General features: G+C 72.0%; 27 protein-coding genes. 16 read left to right on the top strand and 11 right to left on the bottom strand.

The annotated features are described in order from the left end of the window. The first annotated feature begins 212 nt into the window (after positions 1-212). Positions 213-1,310, top strand: a complete 1,098-nt coding sequence (locus IEY73_RS25965; RefSeq protein ID WP_189081941.1) for a D-alanine--D-alanine ligase family protein — start codon at positions 213-215, stop codon at positions 1,308-1,310. Between the two features lie 38 nt (positions 1,311-1,348). On the opposite strand, the gene IEY73_RS25960 is transcribed toward IEY73_RS25965, so the two are convergent. Then, the gene (locus IEY73_RS25960) at positions 1,349-2,011 is read right to left on the bottom strand and encodes a DUF3515 family protein (protein ID WP_189081940.1); all 663 of its coding nucleotides are present in this window, start codon (positions 2,009-2,011) and stop codon (positions 1,349-1,351) included. Position 2,012: 1 nt separating this feature from the next. After that, positions 2,013-2,246 (bottom strand): Lrp/AsnC ligand binding domain-containing protein, encoded by a 234-nt coding sequence (locus tag IEY73_RS25955; protein ID WP_189081974.1) that lies wholly within the window; start codon positions 2,244-2,246, stop codon positions 2,013-2,015. Positions 2,247-2,387: 141 nt separating this feature from the next. Between IEY73_RS25955 and IEY73_RS25950 the strand changes: the two genes are divergently transcribed. Both IEY73_RS25950 and IEY73_RS25945 read left to right on the top strand, forming a co-directional pair. Continuing rightward, positions 2,388-3,326, top strand: coding sequence for a thiamine-phosphate kinase (locus tag IEY73_RS25950; RefSeq protein ID WP_189081939.1), 939 nt, complete (start codon positions 2,388-2,390; stop codon positions 3,324-3,326). A gap of 15 nt (positions 3,327-3,341) precedes the next feature. Further along, entirely contained in the window at positions 3,342-3,800 is a 459-nt protein-coding gene (locus tag IEY73_RS25945; RefSeq protein WP_189081938.1) for a GNAT family N-acetyltransferase, read from the top strand. 268 nt (positions 3,801-4,068) lie between these two features. Here the strand turns inward: IEY73_RS25945 and rpmB are convergent, their stop codons facing one another. Continuing rightward, positions 4,069-4,260 carry a 50S ribosomal protein L28 gene (rpmB, locus tag IEY73_RS25940; RefSeq protein ID WP_026207002.1) on the bottom strand — a complete coding sequence of 64 codons (192 nt, stop codon included), beginning with the start codon at positions 4,258-4,260 and terminating at the stop codon, positions 4,069-4,071. Between the two features lie 153 nt (positions 4,261-4,413). Between rpmB and fakA the strand changes: the two genes are divergently transcribed. Genes fakA through IEY73_RS25925 form a run of 3 tightly spaced genes read left to right on the top strand, consistent with a single transcriptional unit; the run spans position 4,414 to position 8,719 of the window. Further along, on the top strand, positions 4,414-6,198 hold the full coding sequence (gene fakA, locus IEY73_RS25935) for a DAK2 domain-containing protein (RefSeq protein WP_189081937.1): 1,785 nt from the start codon (positions 4,414-4,416) through the stop codon (positions 6,196-6,198). 23 nt (positions 6,199-6,221) lie between these two features. Beyond that, complete coding sequence (recG, locus tag IEY73_RS25930) at positions 6,222-8,390, top strand: ATP-dependent DNA helicase RecG (protein WP_189081973.1); 2,169 nt, start codon at positions 6,222-6,224, stop codon at positions 8,388-8,390. After that, on the top strand, positions 8,387-8,719 hold the full coding sequence (locus IEY73_RS25925) for a DUF952 domain-containing protein (RefSeq protein ID WP_189081936.1): 333 nt from the start codon (positions 8,387-8,389) through the stop codon (positions 8,717-8,719). The genes recG and IEY73_RS25925 overlap by 4 nt, the downstream gene beginning before the upstream one ends. A gap of 141 nt (positions 8,720-8,860) precedes the next feature. Here IEY73_RS25925 and IEY73_RS25920 read toward each other — a convergent pair whose 3' ends face one another. Together IEY73_RS25920 and IEY73_RS25915 are read right to left on the bottom strand one after the other, a co-directional pair. After that, positions 8,861-10,417, bottom strand: a complete 1,557-nt coding sequence (locus tag IEY73_RS25920) for a cell wall anchor protein (protein ID WP_189081935.1) — start codon at positions 10,415-10,417, stop codon at positions 8,861-8,863. 105 nt (positions 10,418-10,522) lie between these two features. Further along, on the bottom strand, positions 10,523-11,518 hold the full coding sequence (locus IEY73_RS25915) for an LPXTG cell wall anchor domain-containing protein (protein ID WP_189081934.1): 996 nt from the start codon (positions 11,516-11,518) through the stop codon (positions 10,523-10,525). Between the two features lie 346 nt (positions 11,519-11,864). On the opposite strand from IEY73_RS25915, the gene rsmD reads away from it, so the two are divergent. From rsmD to mutM, 9 genes are all read left to right on the top strand, one after another. Beyond that, the gene (gene rsmD, locus IEY73_RS25910) at positions 11,865-12,428 is read left to right on the top strand and encodes a 16S rRNA (guanine(966)-N(2))-methyltransferase RsmD (RefSeq protein WP_189081933.1); all 564 of its coding nucleotides are present in this window, start codon (positions 11,865-11,867) and stop codon (positions 12,426-12,428) included. Further along, positions 12,425-12,904, top strand: coding sequence for a pantetheine-phosphate adenylyltransferase (gene coaD, locus IEY73_RS25905; RefSeq protein ID WP_189081932.1), 480 nt, complete (start codon positions 12,425-12,427; stop codon positions 12,902-12,904). The genes rsmD and coaD overlap by 4 nt, the downstream gene beginning before the upstream one ends. 91 nt (positions 12,905-12,995) lie before the next feature. Beyond that, positions 12,996-13,493, top strand: coding sequence for an ATP synthase subunit B family protein (locus tag IEY73_RS25900; RefSeq protein WP_189081931.1), 498 nt, complete (start codon positions 12,996-12,998; stop codon positions 13,491-13,493). Between the two features lie 96 nt (positions 13,494-13,589). Next, positions 13,590-14,153, top strand: a complete 564-nt coding sequence (locus IEY73_RS25895; RefSeq protein WP_189081930.1) for a YceD family protein — start codon at positions 13,590-13,592, stop codon at positions 14,151-14,153. Positions 14,154-14,158: 5 nt separating this feature from the next. Then, the gene (rpmF, locus tag IEY73_RS25890) at positions 14,159-14,332 is read left to right on the top strand and encodes a 50S ribosomal protein L32 (protein ID WP_189081929.1); all 174 of its coding nucleotides are present in this window, start codon (positions 14,159-14,161) and stop codon (positions 14,330-14,332) included. Between the two features lie 108 nt (positions 14,333-14,440). Next, complete coding sequence (locus IEY73_RS25885; protein ID WP_229716165.1) at positions 14,441-15,403, top strand: phosphate acyltransferase PlsX; 963 nt, start codon at positions 14,441-14,443, stop codon at positions 15,401-15,403. Continuing rightward, on the top strand, positions 15,393-16,178 hold the full coding sequence (gene rnc, locus IEY73_RS25880; protein ID WP_189081927.1) for a ribonuclease III: 786 nt from the start codon (positions 15,393-15,395) through the stop codon (positions 16,176-16,178). Before IEY73_RS25885 ends, rnc begins: the two co-directional genes overlap by 11 nt. After that, complete coding sequence (locus IEY73_RS25875) at positions 16,175-17,362, top strand: putative hexosyltransferase (RefSeq protein WP_189081926.1); 1,188 nt, start codon at positions 16,175-16,177, stop codon at positions 17,360-17,362. Before rnc ends, IEY73_RS25875 begins: the two co-directional genes overlap by 4 nt. 17 nt (positions 17,363-17,379) lie before the next feature. After that, a complete protein-coding gene (gene mutM, locus IEY73_RS25870; protein ID WP_189081925.1) occupies positions 17,380-18,234 on the top strand; it encodes a bifunctional DNA-formamidopyrimidine glycosylase/DNA-(apurinic or apyrimidinic site) lyase in 855 nt (284 codons plus the stop codon). Here mutM and IEY73_RS25865 read toward each other — a convergent pair. The 4 genes from IEY73_RS25865 to IEY73_RS25850 all read right to left on the bottom strand — a co-directional run bounded on the left by IEY73_RS25865 (position 18,170) and on the right by IEY73_RS25850 (position 22,265). Continuing rightward, on the bottom strand, positions 18,170-18,757 hold the full coding sequence (locus IEY73_RS25865) for a spherulation-specific family 4 protein (RefSeq protein ID WP_189081924.1): 588 nt from the start codon (positions 18,755-18,757) through the stop codon (positions 18,170-18,172). The genes mutM and IEY73_RS25865 overlap by 65 nt on opposite strands. Then, on the bottom strand, positions 18,754-19,884 hold the full coding sequence (locus IEY73_RS25860) for a hypothetical protein (protein WP_229716164.1): 1,131 nt from the start codon (positions 19,882-19,884) through the stop codon (positions 18,754-18,756). Before IEY73_RS25860 ends, IEY73_RS25865 begins: the two co-directional genes overlap by 4 nt. Further along, positions 19,881-21,353 (bottom strand): glycosyltransferase, encoded by a 1,473-nt coding sequence (locus IEY73_RS25855; protein WP_189081923.1) that lies wholly within the window; start codon positions 21,351-21,353, stop codon positions 19,881-19,883. Before IEY73_RS25855 ends, IEY73_RS25860 begins: the two co-directional genes overlap by 4 nt. 147 nt (positions 21,354-21,500) lie before the next feature. After that, a complete protein-coding gene (locus IEY73_RS25850) occupies positions 21,501-22,265 on the bottom strand; it encodes a CAP domain-containing protein (protein WP_189081922.1) in 765 nt (254 codons plus the stop codon). Positions 22,266-22,743: 478 nt separating this feature from the next. On the opposite strand from IEY73_RS25850, the gene IEY73_RS25845 reads away from it, so the two are divergent. Further along, positions 22,744-23,574: a tyrosine-type recombinase/integrase gene (locus tag IEY73_RS25845; protein ID WP_189081921.1), complete on the top strand. Its 831-nt coding sequence runs from the start codon at positions 22,744-22,746 to the stop codon at positions 23,572-23,574. Here IEY73_RS25845 and IEY73_RS25840 read toward each other — a convergent pair. Together IEY73_RS25840 and IEY73_RS25835 are read right to left on the bottom strand one after the other, a co-directional pair. Beyond that, positions 23,571-23,879, bottom strand: a complete 309-nt coding sequence (locus IEY73_RS25840) for a hypothetical protein (protein ID WP_189081920.1) — start codon at positions 23,877-23,879, stop codon at positions 23,571-23,573. The two genes, IEY73_RS25845 and IEY73_RS25840, sit on opposite strands and share 4 nt — an antisense overlap. A 139-nt stretch (positions 23,880-24,018) precedes the next feature. Further along, on the bottom strand, positions 24,019-24,290 hold a 272-nt coding region (locus IEY73_RS25835), incomplete at its 5' end, for a hypothetical protein (protein ID WP_373292876.1).

Below are 24,290 nucleotides of genomic sequence, written 5' to 3'. Positions count from 1 at the left end.
ACGTCCGACTCCAGGGAAACCGGGCGGCGGGCGAGGCGGCCTCCCGAAAACGTGTCAACGCGGCGAGCACTGACAGTGCAGTCCTGCTGTACACACTGTCTCGTTGTGATGCCGGTGACCGGTCGAGATCCCCTTAGTTGTCTACGGAGAGTAGGGTCAGCCCCGCCATGACCCGCAATCGGGATCCGATGCACACGAGAGGCCAGGACGACATGACGACCCCTCGGAAGACCCGCGTCGCCGTGGTGTTCGGCGGGCGCAGCACCGAGCACGCCATTTCCTGCGTGAGCGCGGGCAGCGTGCTGGGCGCGCTGGACCCGGACGCCTACGAGGTCGTGCCGGTCGGCATCACCCGGGAGGGTGCATGGGTGCTGCCCACCGCCGATCCGAGCCGGCTGTCCATCGCGGACGGCAGGCTGCCCGAGATCACCGGTCAGTCCGGCGCCGCGGTGGTGCTGCCCGCCGACCCGACGTCCAACGGTCTGATGGTGGTCGACCCGGCCGACGGCGTCAGCTCACTGGCCGGTGTGGACGTGGTCTTCCCGGTCCTGCACGGCGCGTACGGTGAGGACGGGACCATCCAGGGCATGCTGGAGATGGCCGGCGTCCCGTATGTCGGGGCCAACGTCTTCGCCTCCGCGGCCGGGATGGACAAGGAATTCACCAAGAAGCTGGCCGCCGCGGAGGGCATCCCGGTCGGGCCGTACGCGGTGCTGCGCGCCGGCTGCTCGCTCAGCGAAGCCGACAAGGAGCGGCTCGGGCTTCCGGTGTTCGTGAAGCCGTCGCGCGCCGGATCCTCGTACGGGATCAACAAGGTGAGCGATTGGGCGGAGCTGGACGCGGCCGTCGCCGAGGCCCGGCAGATCGACCCGAAGGTGTTGGTGGAGGCCGCGATCGTGGGCCGGGAGATCGAATGCGGCGTGCTGGAAGGCGAAGCGGGCGGCGCGCCGGAGGCGTCGCTGCTAGCCGAGATCGTGGTGTCCGGTCATGAGTTCTACGACTTTGAAGCGAAATATCTGGAGGACGGCGACGCCTACCGGCTGCCGGCCGACCTGCCCGCGGAGGTGACCCGGCAGGTCCAGGAGTACGCGCGGCGCACCTTCACCGCGCTGGACTGCGCTGGCCTGGCCCGGGTCGACTTCTTCGTCACCGACGATCAGCAGGTGCTGCTGAACGAAATCAACACCATGCCCGGCTTCACCCCCAGGTCCATGTTCCCGCTCATGTGGGCGGCGACCGGCCTGGAATACCCGAAGATGATCGACCGGCTGATCCGCACTGCGCTGAGCCGGGGCACCGGGCTGCACTGACAAAGGTTCACTGATCCCGGGGCTCGGCCGGCGGGCGGTCACACGCAGCCGGACGGCACGCCCTCGGTCACGGACTTGTCGGTCTGCACCACGATGTCGGAGAACTCGTTCGCCCATTGGGCCGCCTGCTGGTACGACTTCGGGACGGTGACCCGCACCGGCACCTCCCGGTCGAGCGTGGTGAACGCGGTGCCGCCGGCGACCTGCTCGGGATACCAGCAGACCCGGTTCATGTTCAGCAGCTCGGCGTCCAGGGGCACGCAGTCGCCGGTGCGCTCCGGCGACGCGCACATCGTCGGGCGGGTGACCCCGCAGGCCACGGTCAGCGGGGGAGTGCCGTACGCGGCGTTCTGTTCCGGCCCGGCGGACACCTTCCGGGCCGGCAGGTTGCGCACGGTGGCCGGGAGCTGCGACGTGACCGCCAGGCAGACCTGCTGGTCGCGGTCGGACAACGTCGGCGCATCCATCGGGACCGCCGGCCCGGTGCCGCCGGTCCCGTCGTCGCCCGCTCCCGCAGCGCCGGGCGACGCGCTCGGCGCGCCGAGCGACGCGGAAGGCTCGGCGGAACTGTCCGCGTGCGGCACGATCCTGGTGAGAATCAGAAAACCCACGAGCACGGCCACCGGAACGGCGATGACGGTGGCCCAGATCGCCGCCCCGCGGGTGTGATCGGCGGGCGGGCGGGTTTTCTGATCGACCATGTCAGAGATTTACCACGGAACAGGTGAGCGTCCGCGTGATGCCCGGCACGTACTGGACTTTGCTCACAATGAGTCGGCCCATCTCGTCCACTGTGTGCGCCTCGGTCAGCACCACCACGTCATACGGTCCGGTGACCGCGTCAACCCGGACCACTCCGTCGATTTTGCCGATCGCTGCGGCCACGTCACGGGCCTTCCCGACCTCGGTCTGGATCAGGATGTATGCCTGGACCACAATCCGACTCCAATCCGCCGTCACCCATGACCTGAACGTGAAACTACCGTACGCATCGAGGGGAATTCAGGGCGTCCCTCGACCAGCGGAGCGGTGGTCGAGATTGCGCCGAACAATCCTCATTGAGAGAAAGGGGCTGCCGTGAGCATCGCGGAGACGGGGGAGTTCGGGTTGATAGCCCGGATCGTCGCGCGGCTCGATTCCGGTCAGGGAGCACTGCTCGGACCGGGTGACGACGCCGCCGTGGTGGCCGCGCCGGACGGCCGGATGGTGGCGAGCACCGACATGTTGGTGGAAGGCCGGCACTTCCGCCGGGACTGGTCCGGCGCCGCCGACGTGGGACACCGCGCTGCCGCGGCGAACCTGGCCGACATCGTGGCCATGGGCGCACAGCCCACCGCGCTGCTGGTCGGCCTCTGCGTGCCGACCGACCTGGACGTCTCCTGGGCCGAGGAACTGGCCGGCGGGCTGTCCGCGGAAGCCGGGCTGGTCGGCGCCAGCGTGGTGGGCGGGGACATGTCGGCCAGCGCGACGCTGACCGTCGCGGTGACCGCCCTGGGAGACCTGCGCGGGGCCGCTCCGGTGCTGCGCAGCGGCGCGCAACCGGGCGACGTGGTGGCCCTCGCCGGGCGCACCGGGCACGCGGCGGCCGGATACGCCGTGCTGTCCCGCGGCTTCCGCACGCCCAAGGCGTTCGTCGAGGCGTACCGGCGTCCGCAGGTGCCCTACGCGGCGGGCACGGCGGCGGCCCGGCTCGGCGCCACCGCGATGATCGACGTGTCGGACGGGCTGTTGCAGGATCTCGGGCACGTGGCGACCGCCAGCGTGGTGGGCATCGACGTGCGCCGGGAGGCCTTCACCGTGCCGGAACAGATGCGCGACGCGGCGAGCGCGCTGGGCGTGGACCCGTACGTCTGGGTGCTGACCGGCGGCGACGACCACGCGTTGGTGGCGACGTTCCCGCCGAGCGTGACGCTGCCGGAGAACTGGCGCATCATCGGGGCGGTGCACGAGGGCACCGGCGTCACCGTGGACCGCCGGGAGTGGCAGGGTGGTATGGGCTGGGACCACTTCCGGTGATTACCGTTTGCGGACGTGAGTGACATCGAGATACGCCCTGCCCGGTTCGAGTCGCCGGAAGTGCAGAAGGTGGTCGCGGAGGCGCTGGCCGACCTGTCACAACGCTACGGCGGCAGCGGCGACGACACGCCCGTGACGATGAGCGACTTCGACCCGCCCGACGGCGCTTTCTTCGTGGCGGTGCGCGACGGCACGCTCGTCGGCTCGGGAGGCTGGCGCAGGCACGGCTCGGACGCCGAGCTCAAGCGGATGTTCACCACGCCAGCGGCCCGCGGCCTCGGGGTGGCGCGACGCATGCTGGCGACGATCGAAGAATCGGCGCGGGTGGCCGGCTGCGGCCGGATGATCCTGGAGACGGGCTACCTGCAGCCGGAGGCGATCGCGCTGTACGAGTCCGCGGGCTATCGACGGATCGCGGACTTCGGGCATTACGCGGGGGAGGACGGAGTCCGCTCCTACGCCCGGGACCTCTGACGCCCCCGCCCCCCCCGGCCCGACCCCGCCCCCCACGCCCGACCCCGCGTCGACGCGGTCGTGCCCACAGTGCGTCGATCTTGGACTTTTGGGTCCGATATGTCGGACTCGTCGGGGCGTTTCGGGCCCGCTAAGTTCAAGATCGACGCGCCTTGGGTGGGGGTGGACGCGCGGGGCCTGGTGGGGGGGGCCTGGTGGGGGTAACGGGTGGGGGTGGACACACGAAAGCGCCCCTGGGCCGCGGCCCAGGGGCGTTGATCAAGCCAGGTCAGGCGCGAACGACCTTGCCGGCCTTGATGCACGAGGTGCAGACCTTCAGCTTCTTGGTGGTGCCGCCGCCGGCCGGGGTGCGCACCGACTGAATGTTCGGGTTCCAGCGGCGGTTGGTCCGCCGGTGCGAGTGGGACACGTTGTGGCCGAAGCCCGGTCCCTTGCCACAGACGTCGCACACGCTAGCCACGGGGTACTCCTGAGATTGATTCGATCGCGGGCGCCTCGCGGCTCGGCCGCAGGCAACCCGACCAGGGTACCCGATGCCGTGCTGACCCGGCGAATCCCCCTGGCGAAGCGGCTTGCCGAGAGGAATGTCGGTGCTCGTTAGTACGATTTTGCCGTGCTCGACGCCCTCGACGTTCCCGCGGTACGCCGCTGGTGCCGTCGTGGGCTCGCATCGCTGCGGGCGCATCAGCGCGAGATCGACGAGCTGAACGTCTATCCGGTTCCGGACGGTGACACCGGCACCAACCTGGTGCTGACGCTCACCTCGGCCTCCGAGGCGTTGTCCGACCCGGAGCCGTCCGACGTCGATGCGTCCGGGCCGCAGCCCACCCCGCTCGGCCGGGCGATGCGGCGGATGGCCAGGGGTGCGCTGCTCGGTGCCAGGGGCAACAGCGGTGTGATCGTTTCGCAGATTCTGCGCGGCATGGCCGACACCTTGGCCACGCCGGCCGCCGTCCGCGGCGGTGAGCTCGCGGTTGCGTTGCGGACCGCGAGCGAGGCGGCCTACGCGGCCGTGGCCCGGCCGGTTGAGGGCACGGTGCTGTCCGTGGTCGCCGCCGCCGCGGACGCCGCCGTGCAGGTCAGTTCGAACGATCTGATCGTCACGGCGCGGGCCGCGGCACGGGCGGCGGCGGACGCCTTGGCGCGCACCCCGCAGCAGCTACCGGACCTGGCACGGGCCGGCGTGGTGGACGCCGGTGGGCGAGGCTTGGTGCTGCTGCTGGACGCTCTGGTCGAGGCGCTCAAGGACGAGCCCGAGCAAGACGGCGGGGCGGCGGCCGAGCGGAAACGATCCACGGGGCAGCCGCACGCCACCCGGCCCGCGGACAACGACCGGCCCGCGGACGACGCGCTCTGCGGACCGGGCGCCGTCGCCGATTTCGGGTACGAAGTGCAATACCTCTTGGACGCCACCCCGCCCGCGGTCGCGCTGCTTCGAGAGGAGCTGGACCGGATCGGCGATTCGGTGGTCGTGGTCGGCACCGGCGAGGGTTCCGTTCCGACCTGGAACGTGCACGTCCACACCCCCGACGTGGGCGCCGCCGTGGAGGCCGGCGTGGAGGCTGGCCGCCCGCACCGCATCGTGGTGACACGTCTGGAGGATGGCCGGCACCCGCCGGACGACGACCCGTTGGACGACGCCCCGTCGGACGACGTCCCACCGGACCACGCCCCACCGGACCACGCCCCACCGGACGACACCCCGTCGGACGACGCTTCATCGGACGACGCTTCATCGGACGGTGCCCCCGCTCGCGCCGCGGTCGTGGTCGCCGCCGGGGACGGGCTGACCGCTCTGTTCGCGGCCGAGGGCGCCACCGTCGTCGACCGGAACCCGTCACCCGCCGATCTGCTGGAGGCGGTGCGCGCCACCGGCGCCGTCCAGATCGTGCTGCTGCCCAACGACGCCAACACGCTCGCCGTGGCCACGGTCGCCGCCCGGGAGGCGAGCGAGGGTGGCACGCCGGTGAGCGTGGTGCCCACCCGGTCTCCGGTGCAGGCGCTCGCCGCCCTGGCCGTCCGTGACGCGCAACGCCCGTTCGCCGAGGACGTGATCGCGATGGCCGAGGCCGCCGGTGCGTGCCGGTACGGCGAGGTCTGCACCGCCCACCGGGAAGCGCTCACGATGGCCGGGCGGTGCCGCCCCGGCGATCTCCTCGGCCTGCTCGACGGCGAGGTGCATGTGATCGGCCGTGACATGGCCGACGTCTGCCGCAGCCTGCTGGACCGGATGCTCGGCGGCGGTGGCGAGCTGGTCACGCTGGTGCTGGGCGCGGACGCCCCGTCCGATCTGGAACAGACGCTGCGCACGCACGTGTCCTCGGCGTGGCCGTTCGCGGAGATCCAGTGCTACACCGGCGGACAACCGCGATATCACCTATTGGTAGGAGTCGAGTGACCGAGACGACGACCGCCACGACGATGGACACGCCCCTGCGCAAGGCGCTGGGGGAGCGTACGGCCAAGGCGCTCACCAGCCACCTCGACCTGCACACGGTCGGCGATCTGATCTATCACTTCCCACGGCGGTACGACGAACGCGGCGAACCCACCGACATGCGCCGCCTCCAGGTCGGCGAACAGGTCACCCTGCTCGCGCAGGTGCGGTCGACCACCGTACGGCCGATGCGCGCGCGCCGCGGCAACATGCTGGAGATCACCATCGGTGACGGCTCCGGGGCCACGCTGACCTGCACGTTTTTCAACCAGGCGTGGCGGGAGCGGGAGTTGCGTACCGGGCGGTGGGGCCTGTTCGCCGGCAAGGTCACCGACTTCCGCGGCAAGCGCCAGCTCAACGGCCCCGCATACCAGCTCCTTCGTGCCGACGCCACACAGGACGAGGCCGCGGAGGAGATCGAGGAGTTCGCCGGGGCGATGATCCCGGTCTACCCGGCGGCGCAGGCGGTGCCGACGTGGGTGATCGCCAAGAGCGTGCGTACCGTCCTGGACGTCTTCCGGCCGCCGGACGATCCGCTGCCCGGCGCGGTCCGCGCGAACCGCAACCTGGTCGGCATCGCCACCGCACTGCGGGAGATCCACCGTCCCACGTCCACAGAGGACCTGTTCCGGGCGAAGTTCCGCCTGAAATGGGACGAGGCGTTCGCGGTGCAGTTGACGCTGGCGCAACGGCGCGCGCGGTCGAGCGGATCGCCGGCGGTGGCCCGCCCGCTCCGGTCCGAGGGGCTGTTGTCGCGGTTCGACGCCGTCCTGCCGTACGAACTGACCGACGGCCAGCGCACGGTGGGTGAGGAGATCGCCGCGGATCTGGCCCGCCCGCATCCGATGCACCGGCTGTTGCAGGGTGAGGTCGGCTCCGGAAAGACCCTGGTCTCGGTGCGCGCCATGCTGCAGGTGGTGGATGCCGGCGGCCAGGCGGCGTTGCTGGCGCCCACCGAGGTGCTTGCCACGCAGCACTATCGCGGCATCGGTGCGCTGCTCGGCGCGCTGGGCCGCGCGGGGGAGCTGGACGGCGATCCGTCCGGCACCTCCTTGACGCTTGTCACCGGATCGCTGGGGGCCGCCGCCCGGCGGGCCGCGCTGGCGAAGATCTCCGATGGCAGCGCCGGCATCGTGGTCGGTACGCATGCCCTGCTGTACGAGGGTGTCGAGTTCGCCGACCTGGGCCTGGTGGTGGTCGACGAGCAGCACCGGTTCGGCGTCGAGCAGCGGGACGCGTTGCGGGCGAAGGCCGCGCAGCCGCCGCATGTGCTGGTCATGACGGCGACGCCCATTCCGCGTACGGTCGCGATGACCGTCTACGGCGATCTGGAGACGTCCACGTTGTCCCAGTTGCCGCGCGGACGTTCGCCGATCGCCTCGCATGTGGTGCCCCCGGAGCGGCCGGCCTTCCTGGACCGGGCCTGGCGGCGCCTGGTCGAGGAGGTGCGGGCCGGTCATCAGGCGTACGTGGTGTGCCCGCGCATCGGCGAATCCGACGGGGAGGAGGAACCGCCGTCGGACGACGAGTCCGCGCGACGGCCGCCGCTGGCGGTCACCGACGTCGCGCCCGCGCTCGCCGAGGGCCCGCTGCACGGCTTGCGGATCGGTGTCCTGCACGGGAGGTTGCCCGCCGAGGAGAAGGACGCGGTGATGCGCCGCTTCGCCGCCGGTGACCTGGACGTCCTGGTCGCCACGACGGTGATCGAGGTGGGTGTGGACGTGCCGAACGCCACCGTCATGATCATCATGGACGCGGACCGGTTCGGGGTTTCGCAGTTGCATCAGCTCCGTGGCCGGGTCGGCCGGGGCGCGGCACCGGGCATCTGCCTACTCGTCACCGAGGCGGCGGAGGGCACGCCGGCGCGGGAGCGCCTGGACGCGGTAGCTTCGACCACGGACGGGTTCAAACTGTCCGAGATCGACCTGGAACAGCGGCGCGAGGGCGACGTGCTGGGCGCCTCCCAGTCCGGGCGGCATTCCCATCTGCGGCTGCTGTCGCTGCTGCGCGACGCCAAGCTGATCACCGATGCGCGGGCCGAGGCCGCCGAGCTGGTGGCCGGGGACCCCGACCTGGTCCGGCATCCGGCGCTGGCGGCATCGGTCGCCGCGCTTGTCGACGAGGAACGCGCCGAGTATTTGGAGAAGGGATGATCTACCACTTCTGCCCGCGCGCCGACTGGGAGGCGGCCGGCGAGGTGTACGCCGCGCCGTCGCTCGCGCGGCAGGGCTTCGTGCACTGCTCGCCCCGCGACCACGTGCACGTGCCCGCCACGGCGCTGGCCGCCGGGCGCACCGACCTGGTGGTGCTGGAGATCGACGAGTCTCGCCTGTCCGCGCCCGCGGTCTGGGAGGAAGGCGATCCCCCGCATCCGGACGGGCGCCTCTTCCCACACGTCTACGGCCCGATTCCGGTGTCCGCGGTGGTGTCCGTGGTGGATCTGCCGCCGCGGCTGGACGGCACGTTCGCCCCGCTTCCCTGAACCCGTCGGCCGGACGGCTTCCCGCGTACCGGTCGGCGGGCCGGAACCGGCCGGGGCGATGGCCGTACTCCTCCAAGGCGAAGATCATCCGGCCGGCGGCGGCTCACCCGCCACGGGGGAGGGCGAGCCGCGCGTCAGCAATCAGGCGGTGAACGTGATCCTGCGGCGCCGGGCCAGCACGAACGCCACCACGCCGGCGATCAGCAGCACGGCCGCGCCGCCCGCGATGGTGCCGGCCGCGGCGCCGGTGACCGGCAGCCCACCACCGGAACCGCCCTCGTCAACCGGCGGGGTGGTCGGCGACGAGATGCCGGGCGACGGCGAGCCACCGTTCGATCCGCCCCCGTTCGATCCGCCCGGAGTGTCGCAGTCGGACGGCGCCTCGACGGTCGCGGTCAGCGGCGGGATGTCCAGGCCCGGGAAGGTCACCGACGCCGTGCTCTCCGACGCGGTGCTCAGCGGGAAGGAGACCGTGCCGGACGCGCCCGGCTTGACGGGCAGGGTCTTTTCCTCGCCCGCGTAGCTGATCCGGGCGTCGGTCGGCATGCTGTCCTCGGGCAGCGTCACCGTGACGGTGACCGTGTCGCAGTCCGCCGCCACGGTGGCGGCGGGCGGCGTGCAGTCCTCCGGACGCTCCCAGGAGAAGGTCCGCGTCGGCATGCCCTCCGCGGACACCGTGACCGATCCCACGCCGGCCGGCACGGTCACCGTGTCACCCTCGCCCGGCGCGACCGTGACGGCACGGGACGTGCCGCCCGCCTCCACGGTGAACTCCACCGGGTAGCGCGACAGTTCGCCGTCGTTGCTCAGGTTCACCGCGATGCTTCCGTCGCATGCGGACACCGGCTGCACCTGCGGCTGACGGCAGCCCTTGTCGCCGCCGTTGTACCAGCCGTCCGGGCCGCTGGACCGGCTGCCCGGACCGCTGCCGCTGCCCAGCTTGCGGTCGCCGTAGCGCGGGCCGTTCTCGGTGATCTCGGAGATCACGTCGTCCGCGCCGCCGAAGAACATGTCCACCTGCGTGTTGCAGTCGGGCACCGCGATCTGCAGGTCGGCCGTCGGGTGGTCGTTGTCGACGGTGACCGTGGTCTGGTCGAAGACGTACTGCGGAACGGAGAACTGCGGCCGCGGCGCGAAGTAGGACACCAGCGTGACCGGCTGGGGGTGGCACAGCGTGACGCCCTCGTCGAGGGTGACGGTGGCGGTGGCGCGCCCTTCGGTGACCTGGAACGTGTGGTGGAACGCACCCGCCGTACACGGCTGCTGGTCCGGCTTGCAGCCGCCGCTGAGGTCGACGCTGCCCCGGACGTTCTTGTCCCGGAAGGTCTTGCCCAGCACGTTGAAGCTGACCGAGGCGGAGGTCGCGGTGCCGGGAAGGACCGTCATGAAGATCATCCGGCTGGGTGCGCCGCTGCTCAGCCGCCGGTAGAGCACCGTGCCGTCGGCGAGTACGGTCTCCGGGTCGGCGTCCGGGACGGCCTGCGGTTCCGGGTCCATGGCGAGCTTGTCCACGGTGCCGGAGTCGGGGTGCGGGTTGGCGACCGTCCACTGGACGACCCACGTCCCGTCGGTGCTGTCGCAGTGGGCCGCGCCGGAGACCGAGACGGTGTCGGTGGCGGCCATGGCCGGTGTTGCGGTGACGCCCAACCCCAACCCGGCGAGGGCCAGCGTCATGGCAGAGAGCAGAGACTTCAGCACGGTCGGAGCCTGTCTGTGCGAGCAAGCAAGCGGGGCGAAGGGGATAAGGCGAAGGGCGCGCCGACAGCGAGGTCGACGCGCCCTCCATCAGGCCTTCGTGGTGTGTCAGGCGGTGAACTTCACCTTGCGGCGACGGGCCATGAAGAACAGCACGCCACCGGCGATCAGCAGGACGGCTGCCCCGCCGGCGATGCTGCTGGCCGCGGCGCCGGTCAGCGGCAGGCCGCCGCCGCCACCGGTGCCACCGGAGGCGCAATCCGCGGGCTGCTCGTACGCGATGGTCTCCGGGGTCTCGTCCAGACCCACGGCGGTCACGGTGACGGAGAAGCCTTCCTTGGCGCTGAACTTCTCGGTCTTCTTCTCGCCCGGCGCGATGACGGTGGTCCGCTCCTCGCCCTTGCTGGTCTTGAACTCCAGCGTGATCTCGTTGCCCTCGGCCGGGTTGTCCAGGCCGATCACCATCGAGTCGCAGTCCATCTCAAGGATGGGGGTGGCGTCGGTCGGCGCGGGCGACTCGGTGGTGGGCGGCGTCGTCGGCTCGGTGGTCGGCGGCGTCGTCGGCTCAGTCGTCGGCGGGGTGGTCGGCTCGGTGGTGGGCGGCGTCGTCGGCTCGGTGGTCGGCGGCGTCGTCGGCGGCGTGGTCGGCGGGGTGCAGTTCTCCGGCAGGTGCGCCACCGCGACCCCGTCGTGCTCGACCCCGTCCCGCCAGTGGAGCTTGACCTGCAGCTTCACCGCGGCGATGTCAACGCTCACGGTGGACTTGCCGGTGAGCTTCTGCCGCGCGTTGATCTGGCCGTCGAAGGACAGCTTGGTGACGGTGGCGCCGACCTTGAGGTTGCCGCCGACGTTGATGACCTGGGCGGCACCGTTGCCGTCCTTGAGCTCGAACGCGGTGAGCTTCTTGACCGTGGCGTCGGACCAGTAGTCGTTGCCGACCTTCCAGTCGATCGTCCACTGGCCGTTGTCGGCGCAGGAGACGTCGGCCGTGGCCATGGCACTGTGTGCGCTGGCGGGCGCGGCGAAGACCGCGGCTCCTGCCAGACCGATGAACGCACCGGCGGCGATGGCGGCCGTGCGGCGCAGCGGGTACTTCAAGTTCACGCCTACTCCTGTGAGCGGTGGACCGAGGGGGGTACGACACACAGGAGGTGGCGGCAGCCGACCCGGGGGTTGGGGCGGTTGCTGACGACGACACCTCCCCGCATCGTCGTGTCGACGGCGTACCGACGACTGCAAGCCGGTCGACCATAGCGACTTCGCTGGATTTCAGTAACACCACAAGCGAGCAAAAGAGCGATGATGCGCATCTGTGATCTTCGCTATACCGTGTGCATTCATTTACATGCGCTAGGTATAAATGAGCGTCGAAAATTGCGACGGAGAGTTCACTCTCCGGTGGTTTGCCGCAACTGGTGCAGTAGCGTCTACCCGTGCTAAGTGAGGCAACGTGACCAGGATTATTGCGGGTGTCCACGGTGGACGGAGGCTGTCCGCGCCGACGGGGTCGCAGACTCGTCCGACCGCGGATCGTGTCCGCGAGGCCCTGTTCAGCGCGCTGTCCAGCATGACGGACATGTCCGGTGCGCGATTCGCCGATTTCTATGCCGGTTCCGGTGCGGTCGGTTTGGAGGCGCTGTCCCGGGGTGCCGCCTTCGCCCTGCTCGTCGAGTCGGATGCGCGGGCCGCGCGGACGGTTCGGGACAACATCCGCGTGCTGCGCGCCGACGCGGCCGCCCGCCTGCTCACCGGACGAGTCGAGCAGGTGCTGGGGGCGCCGCCCGGCGGTGAGCCGTTCGACGTGGTGTTCGCCGATCCGCCGTACGCGCTGGCGGAGGACCGGCTGACCGCGGTGCAGCATGCCCTGGTGGCGGGCGGTTGGCTGGCCGACGACGCCGTCGTGGTGATCGAACGTGCCACCCGCGCGTCCCCGCTGACCTGGGTGGACGGTCTCACTGCCGACCGCAGCCGACGTTATGGCGAGACCACTCTTTGGTACGGTCGCCGATCATGAGACGTGCGGTCTGCCCCGGCTCCTTCGACCCGGTCACCAACGGCCATCTGGACATCGTCGGACGGGCCAGCCGGCTCTTCGACGAGGTGATCATCGGCGTACTGATCAATCAGAACAAGACCGGCCTGTTCACCATCGACGAGCGCATCGCCATCCTGCGCGAGGTGACCGCGGCGTACGGCAACGTCCGTGTCGAATCGTTCCGTGGCCTGCTGGTCGACTTCTGTCGCGACCAGCAGGCCGCCGTCGTGGTCAAGGGGCTGCGGGCGGTGAGCGACTTCGACTACGAATTGCAGATGGCGCAGATGAACATCGGCCTGTCCGGCGTGGAGACGCTGTTCATGCCAACCAATCCGTTGTATTCCTTTCTGTCCTCCAGTCTCGTCAAAGAGGTGGCAAAGTGGGGTGGCGACGTCTCGCCGCACGTGCCCGATCTGGTCGGCGAGCGGCTGATGGCGAGGCTCCGGCAAAACTGACGGGCGTGCCCTCGGGGTCTCAACGTTGCCGACGGCAGTAACGTGATCGCACCACGCTGCGTGGGTGTGAGATGACAGGAGTGAGGCGCCGGTGGATCCGCTCGACCGCATCGACGAGATCATCGCGACGGTGGAGGCCGCTCGGGCCGTGCCGATGTCGCGGACGAACTTCATGTACGACCGTGCCGAGATGATCGCGTTGCTGGACGAACTGCGCTCCGAGCTGCCCGGTGATCTGCGCCGCGCGTCGGCCCTGCTGGAGGAGCGCGACAAGATCATCGATGCGGGGCGGAGGGAGGCCGACCGGATCATCAACGAAGGCGAGACCGAGCACGCCCGGCTGGTGTCGGTCAACGAGATCACCGTCTCGGCCGAACACGAGGGCGCCCGCATCATCGCCGAGGCCCGCACGGAGGCGCAGCGGCTGCGCGACGAGGTCGACGACTACGTCGACACGGCCCTGGCGAACTTCGAACAGTTCCTCACCCGGGCGCTGGCGTCGATAGAGCGTGGTCGCGACAAGATGCACGCGCTCCGCGAGATCGGCACCTTCCAGGGTGAGGAGACCGAGCGTCCGCTGCCCTTCTGAGGGGAACGGATGCCCGCCCGGGGCGGGGCGATTGGCCGACGGCGGCCCGGCTCGGGTAACGTTTCTGATCGGCCTGACCACCGGCCGGAGTTCACTATGCCCAAGCATCCGCAGAATCACCTCGATCCCCGGCAGCCGCTGGTCGTCGACACGACGAAGCTCCCGCGCCAGCCGGGGGCGACGCGTGCCCTGCAACGGGTGATACCGGCACCGGCCGATCTCGGCCTGGAGTTGATCTCCGTGCCCGAGGGTTCCGACGTCGAGCTCGATCTGACGCTCACATCGGTCTCCGAGGGTGTCTACGTCAGTGGCAACGTCCGCGGTTCGCTGTTCGGCGAGTGCGGACGCTGTCTGGACGAGATCGTCGAGTCGTTCGACGTGCCACTCGCCGAGTTGTTCGCCTACGCGGACAGCACGACCGAGGAGACGACGGACGCCGACGAGGTCGGCCGGATGCAGGGCGACCTGCTTGACCTGGAGCCGGCGGTGCGGGACGCGGTGGTGCTGACACTGCCTGCCAACCCGGTCTGCCGGCCGGACTGCCCGGGGCTGTGTTCCGAGTGCGGGGCGCGGCTCGCCGACCTTCCGGCGGACCACCGCCATGAGGCCGTCGACCCGAGGTGGGCCGCTTTGCGTAACCTGTCGAGTTCTGAGGAGTAGGAACCGTGGCCGTCCCCAAGCGCAAGATGTCGCGCAGCAACACTCGGTCCCGCCGGGCCAACTGGAAGGCGACCGCGGTGGCGACCGTCGCGTGCCCCCAGTGCAAGTCGCCGAAGATGCCGCACACCGCGTGTTCGGTCTGTGGCACCTACAACGGCCGTCAGGTCCTCGAAGTCTGAGCTTCCGAGGAAGTGACCCGGCCGATCACCGGGCGGGTCGGACCCGGGTTACGGCGTACCGCGGGTGCCCCCGCGCCGAGGCGGGAGACCGCCGCGGAGCCGGGCACCGTGCGGATCGCCGTCGACCTCCTCGGCGGGGACCATGCTCCCGCCGTCGTGGTTGACGGCGCTCTGCGCGCCTGCCGGGCCGATCCCGCCCTTCATCTCCTGCTCGTCGGCCCCGCCGAGGACGCCGACGCGGTACTCGACGCCCTCACACCGGGCGACCGGTGCCGGGTACGCACCCGGTCCGCGTCCGTCCCGCCGACGCGGCGTGCGCAGACCGCGGGGCCAACCGAGTCCGGCGTACGCTCTGCCGTCCTCGCCGTGGCCGAGAGGGAGGCGGACGCCGCCGTCTCCGCGGGATCCACCGGCGCGACCGTCACCTCGGCTGCGCTCGGTCTGGGCCGCTGGCCGGGGGTACGCCGTCCCGCGCTCGCCGCGGTGCTGCCCACCGCCGCGGGCCGGGTGGTCCTGCTCGACGTCGGCGCCACCGTCGATCCCGACGCACAGACCCTCGCCGCCCATGCCCGGCTGGGCAGCGCGTACGCCCACGCGGTGCACGGTGTGGCCGCGCCCCGGGTCGGCCTGCTCACCATCGGCAGCGAGCGAGGCAAGGGTGACCGGCTACGCCGCGCCGTCCCGGCCCTGCTGGCCGGTGCCGACCTGCCCGGCGGCGGGCGATACGCCGGACTGATCGAGGGCGTCGACGTGGTGCGCGGCGGCGCCGCCGACGTCGCGGTGACCGACGGATTCACCGGAAACGTGCTGCTCAAGGGCCTGGAGACGGCGTACGCGCTGGTCGGCCCGCCCGGCGCGGAGGGCGACCGCCTGCCGCGCGCTGCGGTCCTGCTCGGGGTGGCCGGGACCGTGGTGGTCTGTCACGGCGCGGCGACCGGCGAGGACCTCGCAGCGGGCATCGCGCACGCCGCCGACCTGCATCGCCGCCGTGCCGTGCCGGCCATCGCCGAACTGGCGAACCGCACATCTTCCGATCGCCGCAGTTCCGACGAGGTGAGATATGAGCAGTGACAAGAAGCGCCGCCCGCCGACTCGCCCGCTTGAGGAGGCGTTCGGCGTGCCATTCGAGCCCGGACTGCTGGAGCGCGCCCTCACCCACCGCTCGTACGCGTACGAGAACGGCGGCCTGCCGACCAATGAGCGCCTGGAGTTCCTGGGCGACTCGGTGCTCGGCGTGGTGATCACGTCGGCGCTGTTCCACAACCATCCGGACCTGCCCGAGGGACAGCTCGCCAAGCTGCGTGCCAGCGTGGTCAACATGCACGCGCTGGCCGACGTCGCGCGTTCGCTCGGGCCGCAGGGGCTGGGCCCGCACCTGCTGCTGGGCAAGGGCGAGGAGACCACCGGCGGCCGGGACAAGGCCAGCATCCTGGCCGACACGCTGGAGGCGCTGCTCGGCGCGATCTATCTCCAGCACGGCCTGGAGACCGCCGGCGACGTGATCCACCGCCTGTTCGACCCGCTGATGGCCGAATCCGCCGGCCGCGGCGCCGCTCTGGACTGGAAGACCAGCCTCCAGGAGCTGACCGCGGCGCTCGGGCTGGGCGTGCCGGACTATGTCATCGAGGACGCCGGACCGGACCACGCCAAGACCTTCACCGCCTGGGTGGTGGTGGCCGGCCAGCGGTACGGCGGGTCCGAGGGCCGCAGCAAGAAACAGGCCGAACAGCGCGCCGCAGCGGCCGCCTGGCGGACGTTGAACGAGCGCACCGAGGAGGGGACCAAGCCGCCGCCTCCGGCGGTCGCCGGAGGCGGCCACACCGACCTCGCCGACGCGAACCCGTGACGCTCACCGCGGCGCCGCCGACCACCGCGTCGCTGTGGACCAAGGCGGGCGCGTGGCGGGGGATCGCGACCGCGGCCGGCATCCTGGCGCTGACCCGCGTCGGCCAGATCGTGATGCTGCTCTGGCTGAACGCCGCCGTGCACGACGGCACCGGCCTGCGCGCACGACTGCTGGTGTGGGACGCCGGATGGTTCCTGCGCGTCGCGGTCGACGGATATCCGCACGGGTACACCTACCAGGCCGACGGCTCGATGTCCGGCAACGAGCTGGCCTTCTTCCCGCTGTACCCGATGCTGATCCGCGGGGTGGCCGCGCTGGGCGTGGATCCGGGCAGTGCCGCGCTCGCGGTCAGTTGGCTCGCCTCGATCGGCGCCGCCGTCGCCCTGCACCTGCTGGGCACCAGCCTGTACGGCAAGCGGGTGGGCTGGGCGCTGGTGGCTGTGTGCTGCTCCGCCCCGGTGTCCGTGGTGCTGTCCATGGGGTACTCGGAGAGCCTGTTCCTGGCGCTCGTGGCGGCGATGTTCGTGGCCGCGCACCGGGGCGTGTGGTGGGCGGCCGGGCCGCTCGGCCTGGCCGCTGCGCTCACCAGGCCGACCGGCGCAGCCGCCGCGGTCGGCCTGGCGGTCGCCGCGGTGCTGGCCGTCCGCGCTCAGCCGGACGACTCGCCGGGCCGTGCGATGTGGCATCGGTGGACGCCGCTCGCCGCCGCCGCCATGGCCCTGGCCGGCGTTCCGCTGTACCTCGCCTGGGTGGCCTGGCGGGTGGGCGACCCGGCCGCTTGGTTCCGGATCCAGACCGCCGGGTGGGGCAGTTCCTTCGACTTCGGCGCGAGCACGCTGAACTTCCTGCGCCAGACGCTGTCCACCGGCGACGGCTGGATCCCGATGAGCGTGGCGTTGATCCTGCTCGCGGCGCTCGCCGCCGCCGGTGTCGCGCTGACCGGGCGGCCCTGGCCGCCGCTCGCCGTGTACGGGGTGATCGCCATGGTGCTCGTCTATGGTCAGGCCGGCTTCTACCACTCCAAGCCGCGGCTGCTGCTGCCCGTACTGTTGACGCTGCTGCCCGCCGTCTGCGCCGCGGCCCGTGCCCGTCCCCCGGTCGCGGTGCTGTCGATCGTGGCGTGGGCGCTCTTCGGCCTGTGGTACGGCGCCTATCTGGTGGTCGTCTGGCCGTACACGCTCTAGCGCCGCAAGGAGCCAGGATGCCCGAGCTACCCGAAGTGGAGACGGTCCGGCAGGGCCTGGCCAAGTGGGTCACCGGCCGCACCGTCGACGAGGCCGAGGTGCGCCATCCCCGCGCCATCCGCCGGCATCTGCCCGGCGACGACCATTTCGCCGCGGTGCTGCGCGGCCGGACGATCACCGACGTCGCCCGCCGGGGCAAATACCTGTGGCTGCCGCTGGACTCCGGCGACGCCATCCTCGGTCATCTCGGCATGAGCGGGCAGTTGCTGATCGAACCGGCGGACAAACCCGACGGGCCGCATCTGCGCGTGCGCTTCAGGTTCACCGACGGCGGTCCGCAGCTACGGTTCGTCGATCAGCGTACGTTCGGTGGCCTTTCCGTCTCCGACGGCGGCGCGGAACTTCCCGCCGAGATCGCCCACATCGCCCGTGACCCGATGGATCCGTTGTTCGACGACACGGCTTTCGTGGCCGCTTTTCGCAAGCGCCGCACCGAGGTCAAGCGCGCCCTGCTGGACCAGAGCCTGATCTCGGGCGTCGGCAACATCTATGCCGACGAAGCGCTGTGGCGTGCCCGGCTGCACGGCACGCGCGCGACGGACCGGCTGACCGGGCCCGCGGTGCGCCGGCTGCTCGACCACGTCCGGGATGTGCTGGGCGAGGCGATCGTGGCCGGCGGGACGAGCTTCGACGCGCTGTACGTCAACGTGAACGGCCAGAGCGGCTACTTCGACCGGGAACTCAACGCGTACGGGCGGGAGGGCCTGCCGTGCCACCGGTGCGGCACGGCGATGCGCCGGGAGCAGTTCATGAACCGGTCGTCCTACACCTGCCCGCGCTGTCAGCCGCGTCCGCGCCGGTCGCCTCGCTGACCTCCGGCACGGCGTCGGTGGCCAGACCGAATCCGGCGCCGCGCCGGCCCATCAGCCGGCGGGCGGCGGTGAGCATCTCGGTCGGCACGCTGTGCACGAGATGCCCGTCGCCGGGGCGGATGCCGTTGCCGTCCCACCCCTGATAGGCCGACCACGACCCGTCGAACGTGCAGATCCGCACGCCCAGGTCGCGGTACAGCGGATGGGTCGGCACGCCCGGGTTCAACACCACCCGGTGCAGCCCGCGCCGGGCGGCAAGCCGGACGGTCAGCGCCACCGGCCCGACCCCACCGGAACCGGCCGGCGCGCGGTCGAGGAACAGCCCCTCGACTCCGGCGGCGCGCCAGGTGTCCAGGTCGGCCAGCACGTCGGCCAGTGAACGGCCGCCCCAGTCCAGGTCGACGCGGCCGAGCACCTGATGGAAGCGGCGCGGTTGTCCGGGGTGCTGCTGCACCACCCAGGTGTCCGGGTCGTCGGCCAGCTCGGGCAGCGGGTGTGTGTAGGTCGGGAACAGGGTTCTCACGATGTCCTCCGGTGATCGGCGACGGTGTTGGCGACGGTGGGCAGGCCCAGCAGGTGAATCGCGGCCAGCACGGCGACCACCGCGGGCAGGAACGGCGGAGTCGGACCGGGCAGCAGCGGGAGCGCCAGGATCGCGGCCGGGGCGGCGCCCGCGGACACCACCGCGACGATCAGGCGACCGCGGGCGGCGAGCACGACGGTGGCGGCGAGAATTCCGCTGAGGAGAATCCCGGCGCTGGTGGCGAGCAGTGCGGTGCGCGCAGCGGGCACCTGAGCGGCGCCGAGCACCAGCGGCGCGGCCACCACGACCGGCAACAGCAACGCCCCGACCGTCCGGGTGGCGACGGTGCGGGCGTGCCCGGCGACCAGGGCCTCCACCAGTGGCACGGCGACCAGCAACGGGATCCGGGCCGCGTTCGGGCCGGTCACGCACAACACCGCGACCGCGCCGGCCTGGGCGGCGCCGAGCGCCAGGAAGCCGGCGCCGCGACGCACGGCGGGCGCGCCCAGCGGCGGCCGGTTCGGCACCGTACGCCCGATGACCGGCCGGTACGCGCGGACCGCCGCCACCACGATGGCCGCCGGGAGCAGCGTCTCCGCGGAGACCGCCGAGGCACCCGAGCCCCCGGCCAGGGTGATCACGGCCAGCACCCAGCACGGCACGCTCCACCGCACGACGGCCACCTCGGACCGCGTGACCAGGGCAGCGGTGACGGTGGCCAGCGAGGTCAAAGCGCCGATGCCGACCACGCCGGCCATGATCCGGCTCGGCCCCAGCCAGGCGCCGGGGGCCACCCAGACGTACGCGCTCCACAGCACACCGGCGATGGCGAATCCGCCGGCCACCAGGCGCGCGGCGGCGGCCCGCCCGGCCGTACCGGCGACCGCGACGCCGAGGCTGGTCAGCGCCTGCGCGGCGCTCCAGCCGAGCACCAGAACCGGCAGCAGCACCGGTGCGCCGACCAGATCCAGCGGCCCGGCGGCGGCGATCGCCACGCTCAGCGGGCCGAGGTACAGGGCACAGCGCATCGCCACGGAGAGCAGGCCTTCCCTGCGCAGCGGCATGGCATGCGCCCCGCAGGTGTGTTCCCGCCGGTACGGCGTGCGCCGGGACAGGGATACGGTCATCGTCCCTCCGGAACCAGATGACGGATGGTCGGCGCTCCCGCGCTGCGCGGCGCCGGCAGGGCGAGCTCGAACTCCACGCGACCGGCGGGCGGCGCCCCGGCCAGGTCGGTGTACAGCGCCTGGTACACCCGCACCATCCGGTCACTGGTGTATCGCTGCATCGCCCGGCACCGCGCGGCGTCGGCCAGCGCGCGTCGCCGGTCCGGCGACCGCAGCAGGGCGATGCACGCGTCGGTCAGCGCGGCGACATCGCCCGGCGGCACCAGCACGCCGGCGTCGCCGACGACCTCGCCGGCCGCCCCGCTGCCGAACCCGGCGATCGCGCGGCCGGACATCATGGCCTCGACCGGCCCGTGCGCCGGATCGGCCGGGCCGGTGACGTGCACCACCACGTGCCCGGCGGCATACCGCTCGCCGGGATCCAGCGGCAGCGGGTACTGCCGGACGGCGCGGCCGAGGCCGGTGCGGTCCACCCGCTCGGCGCAGTGGTCCTCGTCGTCGGCGGTGACGCCGACCAGGTGCAGGACCGCGTCCGGCAGCACCGTGACGACCCCGGCGAAGGCGTCCAGCACCGGGCCCAGGCCGCTGCCCGGCCCGCCGTTTCCGGCCCAGACCAGCGCGGGCGGCTCCGGGGCGGGTTCCGGCAGTGCGGGCCACCGGGCGGGGTCGACCCCGGCGGGCACGGTGATCGCGCGGTGGGTCGGCGTGCCGCGGTCCACCGCGTGGGCGCGATGGACGTCGCTCGTCGACGCGACCAGGTCCGCGGTGGCGTACCCGGCGTCGCCGACCGCCCGGCGCAGCAGCCGCAGCAGCGTGTCCATGGCCGGCGACTGGCGCAGGGACGCCGGGGGTGCCCCGGGCGGGTCGGCACACCCGTCGGTGAGCAGCAGCGGTGCGCCGTCGCGCCAGTGCGCGGCCAGCGCCGCCAGCAGCGGCGTGGTGCCTCCGGCGCAGTGCAGCAGATCGGTCGGCGGCAGCTCCGCGGCGAGCGCTCGCCCGGTGTCGCGCAGCAGCCTGGCCCCCGCACGGGCATCCCGTCCGCCGAGCCGGGGCAGCGGCGCGGACTCGGCCGGTCCGCCGTCGCGCCAGGCCGCGGCCAGCATCCGGGCCAGCGGCACGCCGTGCAGCGCGGCGCCGTCCGGGCCCGCGTGCAGGGCGAGGTGGCGCAGGCCGTCGCGAAACCGCGAGCCGCCGTGGATCAGGCCCCGGCACAGCGCTTCGGCGGCCTCGGTGAGCTCCCGCGATGCGTGTCCGCGCCGTGCGTCGTGGTCGAGGATCGGCCGCGACAGGGTCACGGTGCGGGTGGAGGCGACCCGTGGGGGACACGCCGGGGTGGTGGCAGGCGGGTCCCATCCGACGTCGACCAGATCGACGGTGTGGGAGCCGAGGCCGTCGACGAGGGGGCGGCACCATTCGCCGTACGCGTCCCGGCGGTGCGGGCCGTCCCCGGTGAGCAGACAGATGCGCATGGCGGGGTCAGCCGTGCCGGTGCGGCGGACAGAAAATCACGGTGGGCGCAACGAGCAAGCGCGGCCTCGTCACCGGTCATTGTCGGGTTCGCGACAGCTCTTTAAAGGTTTTTGTCCGACTTATCCGTATATCGAGCACTCAAGTCGTCATGAGCGACCGAACAACTGCCCCCAGACGAGCGTGCCGTCGACCCCCTTCGCGACGCCTGCCCCGATCGCCGTGAAGTCGCAGTTCAGGATGTTGGCCCGATGCCCCTCGCTGTTCATCCAGCTTGTCATCACGTCCGCGGCGTTCCGCTGGCCGCGCGCCACGTTCTCGCCGCCCGGATCGTCGTAGCCCTGCTCCTTGGCCCGGTCCACGAAGGTCCGGCCGTCGTCGCTGACGTGGCTGATGTAGAGGTCGCCGTGCGAGCCGAGTTCCTCGACGTGCAGGCGTATCGCCGTACGCAAACGGGTGTCCAGGGTGACCGCGCCGCAGCCGGCCTGATCCCGCTCCTCGTTGACCAGCCGGATGACCTCGGTCTCCTGAGCGGCCAGCCCTTTCCCGGCGCTCCCGTCCGCGGGGCTCGGGGCGGATTTCGCGGCGACCGTGCGCGTGGGCTTGGCGCTCGCGGACCGCGACCGCTTCGCCTTGGCCGACGTGCTCTTCGACGGCGACGGGGCCGGCGACGATGCCGCCGGGGTGGCCGGCGAGGGCGCCGCGCCGGCGGTTGTCGGAGCGCCGCTCGGCGCGGTGCCGTCGTGGGGCAAGCCTGCGCCGGGCACCCCGCCACCGGCGCCCGGCGCCAGCTCGTCGATCACGGACGCGCTGTCCTCCGCCGGGCTACCCGGACCGGTGAGGCTGGCGGGCAGCATGGTCGCACCCGCCCCCAGCGCGGTGAGCAGGCCGAGGACCGTCAGGCCCAGAGCCACCGGCGTGGGCGCCGTCCGGCGGTGCCGCCCCGGACGGTGCGCCCGTCGGCCGGGACGCTCGGCTGGCTCGGCTGGCCGGTACACGTACTGCCTCCGCGATCGTCGCGGCCGAGGGGATCCCGGCCCGAAGGACCGTAAGCGGGGTTTTCAGACAGCGCCAAACCGGCTAAGGAAGGTTTTAGGTCCCGCAGCACTTCCGGACAGATTCCGGTCGGCCGGACGGCGCACCACGACCCCGATCATCGCGCGGACCGGACCGTACGGCGGAGGCCGCAGCGACAGCACCCGGCCCGTGTCGGGCATCCCGGCGACCCGGAGGCGGCCCGCCTTCGTGCGGCCGGGCGACCGGCCGATGCCGCGCTGACGCGCCGCCCGCCACCATCGAAGGATCTTTACAGAAGCGGCGGCCCCGGCCCTGTGTGGCGCACGCGCCGGGACCACCGCGAACCACCACCCAGCACAGGGGAGTGATCAGCACATGACCGTACCCACCCGACCGGCCACCGTCGACCTCATCGCCGAATACGCCCAGTATCTGCGCGACGAACTCGGCCGGGCCCCGTCGACCGTCGACACCTACACCGGCGTGCTGCGCCACGCCGACCGCGAGCTCCCCGAGGGGCTGCCCTTCGCCCTCCACGACGAGCTGCGAGCGTGGATCACCGCCGGCGGGCGCCGCGCCGCCACCCGATCGCTGTACACCGCGGCGATCAAAGGCTTCTTCACGTGGGCCACCGACCCCCGCCGGCCCCGGCTCACCGAGAACAGCGCCACGTGGCTGCCCCGGGTGCCCAAGCCGGTCCGCGGCGCCCGGCCGCTGCCGGCCGAGGACCTGCAGCAGATCCTGCTGCGCGCCGCCCAGCCCTACCTCACCTGGTTCACCCTCGCGCTCTACGCCGGCGCCCGATGCATCGAGCTCGCCGCCCTCCAGCGGCGGCACATCACCGCCCAGCGGCTGCTGCTGCAGGGCAAAGGCGACGTCGAACGGTACGTGGCCACCCACCCCGCGATCTGGCGGCTCGTGCGGGACCTGCCCGACGGACCAGTGTGCGTCGGCGCCCACGGCGAGCGCCTCACCCGCCGGCAGATCTCGCGCCGCGGCCGCGACTACCTGCACGCGATCGGCGCGGACGCCAGCATGCACCGGTTCCGGCACAGCTTCGGGACGATGATCAACGACGAGGTGGGGGACCTGCGCGTGGTGCAGACCCTGATGGGCCACCGCCACCCGTCCACCACCGCCACCTACGTGCAGGCCAGCACCGCACGGATGCAGGCCGCCGTCGCCGGGCTGCCCGACCTGGCCTAGATCAGACGCGGACGCCGGCGGCGCGGATCCCGCCCGCCGGCGTCCCCAGCCGCCGGCGGCCAGGCGCCGCGCACCTGCCCGGCCGAGGCCACCTCCACCCGCGGCACACCGTCCGGCGGCACATGCTCCGGCCGCGCCACCACGACCACCGTCACGCCGCCCTCGCGCAGCAGCCGATCCACCTCGCGCCAGTCCGCGACGACGATCCCGGCGAGCTCATAGCCGCGCGCGGCGCAATGCAGCACGCACGCCGGACTCGCATCGACCAGATCAGGGCTCGGGATAAACACGACAGCGGTGGGCATGATCCGCAACCGTAACGGCGTGTTCACACAGCGCCCATGGTCCACATCGGTCGACTGTCCACGATCGCACCCGACCCGCCGATCGGATGATCGGCCTAAAGTCCGACCGAAAAGACAAGGCCGCCACCAGCACGTATCATCAATCATCGTCCACAAAGGACGATAGGTGGGCATCCTCGCCACCACCGCCCCGTGACGGGGACGGCGGCCGGGCGTCCGCAGACTCCCCGGCCGCCGGCTCGTACCACGTCCACGCCAGGAACCGCACATACAGCCGCCGCGGGTCCACGTCGGCCAGGTCGCCGACCGCCTCATACAGTCGGCCCGCCATGTGCCGGGCGCGCTCCGGGCCGTCCAGGTCACGCGAGATGCGCCGCTTGCCCGACTCGCACGGCCACGGCTCGCCGCACA

This window comes from Mangrovihabitans endophyticus, from assembly GCF_014646155.1.
Classification (GTDB): Bacteria; Actinomycetota; Actinomycetes; order Mycobacteriales; family Micromonosporaceae; genus Actinoplanes; species Actinoplanes endophyticus.
This window is presented reverse-complemented; position numbering and strand designations above follow the sequence as displayed.

Bases quoted from the DNA above. Each gene is read 5' to 3' on its own strand.
- recG (WP_189081973.1), top strand. From the start codon at position 6,222: ATGGACACGCCCCTGCGCAAGGCGCTGGGGGAGCGTACGGCCAAGGCG.
- mutM (WP_189081925.1), top strand. From the start codon at position 17,380: ATGCCCGAGCTACCCGAAGTGGAGACGGTCCGGCAGGGCCTGGCCAAG.
- IEY73_RS25960 (WP_189081940.1), bottom strand. From the start codon at position 2,011: ATGGTCGATCAGAAAACCCGCCCGCCCGCCGATCACACCCGCGGGGCG.
- IEY73_RS25925 (WP_189081936.1), top strand. From the start codon at position 8,387: ATGATCTACCACTTCTGCCCGCGCGCCGACTGGGAGGCGGCCGGCGAG.
- IEY73_RS25895 (WP_189081930.1), top strand. From the start codon at position 13,590: ATGCCCAAGCATCCGCAGAATCACCTCGATCCCCGGCAGCCGCTGGTC.
- IEY73_RS25855 (WP_189081923.1), bottom strand. From the start codon at position 21,353: ATGCGCATCTGTCTGCTCACCGGGGACGGCCCGCACCGCCGGGACGCG.
- IEY73_RS25845 (WP_189081921.1), top strand. From the start codon at position 22,744: ATGACCGTACCCACCCGACCGGCCACCGTCGACCTCATCGCCGAATAC.
- coaD (WP_189081932.1), top strand. From the start codon at position 12,425: ATGAGACGTGCGGTCTGCCCCGGCTCCTTCGACCCGGTCACCAACGGC.
- IEY73_RS25860 (WP_229716164.1), bottom strand. From the start codon at position 19,884: ATGACCGTATCCCTGTCCCGGCGCACGCCGTACCGGCGGGAACACACC.
- IEY73_RS25840 (WP_189081920.1), bottom strand. From the start codon at position 23,879: ATGCCCACCGCTGTCGTGTTTATCCCGAGCCCTGATCTGGTCGATGCG.
- IEY73_RS25965 (WP_189081941.1), top strand. From the start codon at position 213: ATGACGACCCCTCGGAAGACCCGCGTCGCCGTGGTGTTCGGCGGGCGC.
- rnc (WP_189081927.1), top strand. From the start codon at position 15,393: ATGAGCAGTGACAAGAAGCGCCGCCCGCCGACTCGCCCGCTTGAGGAG.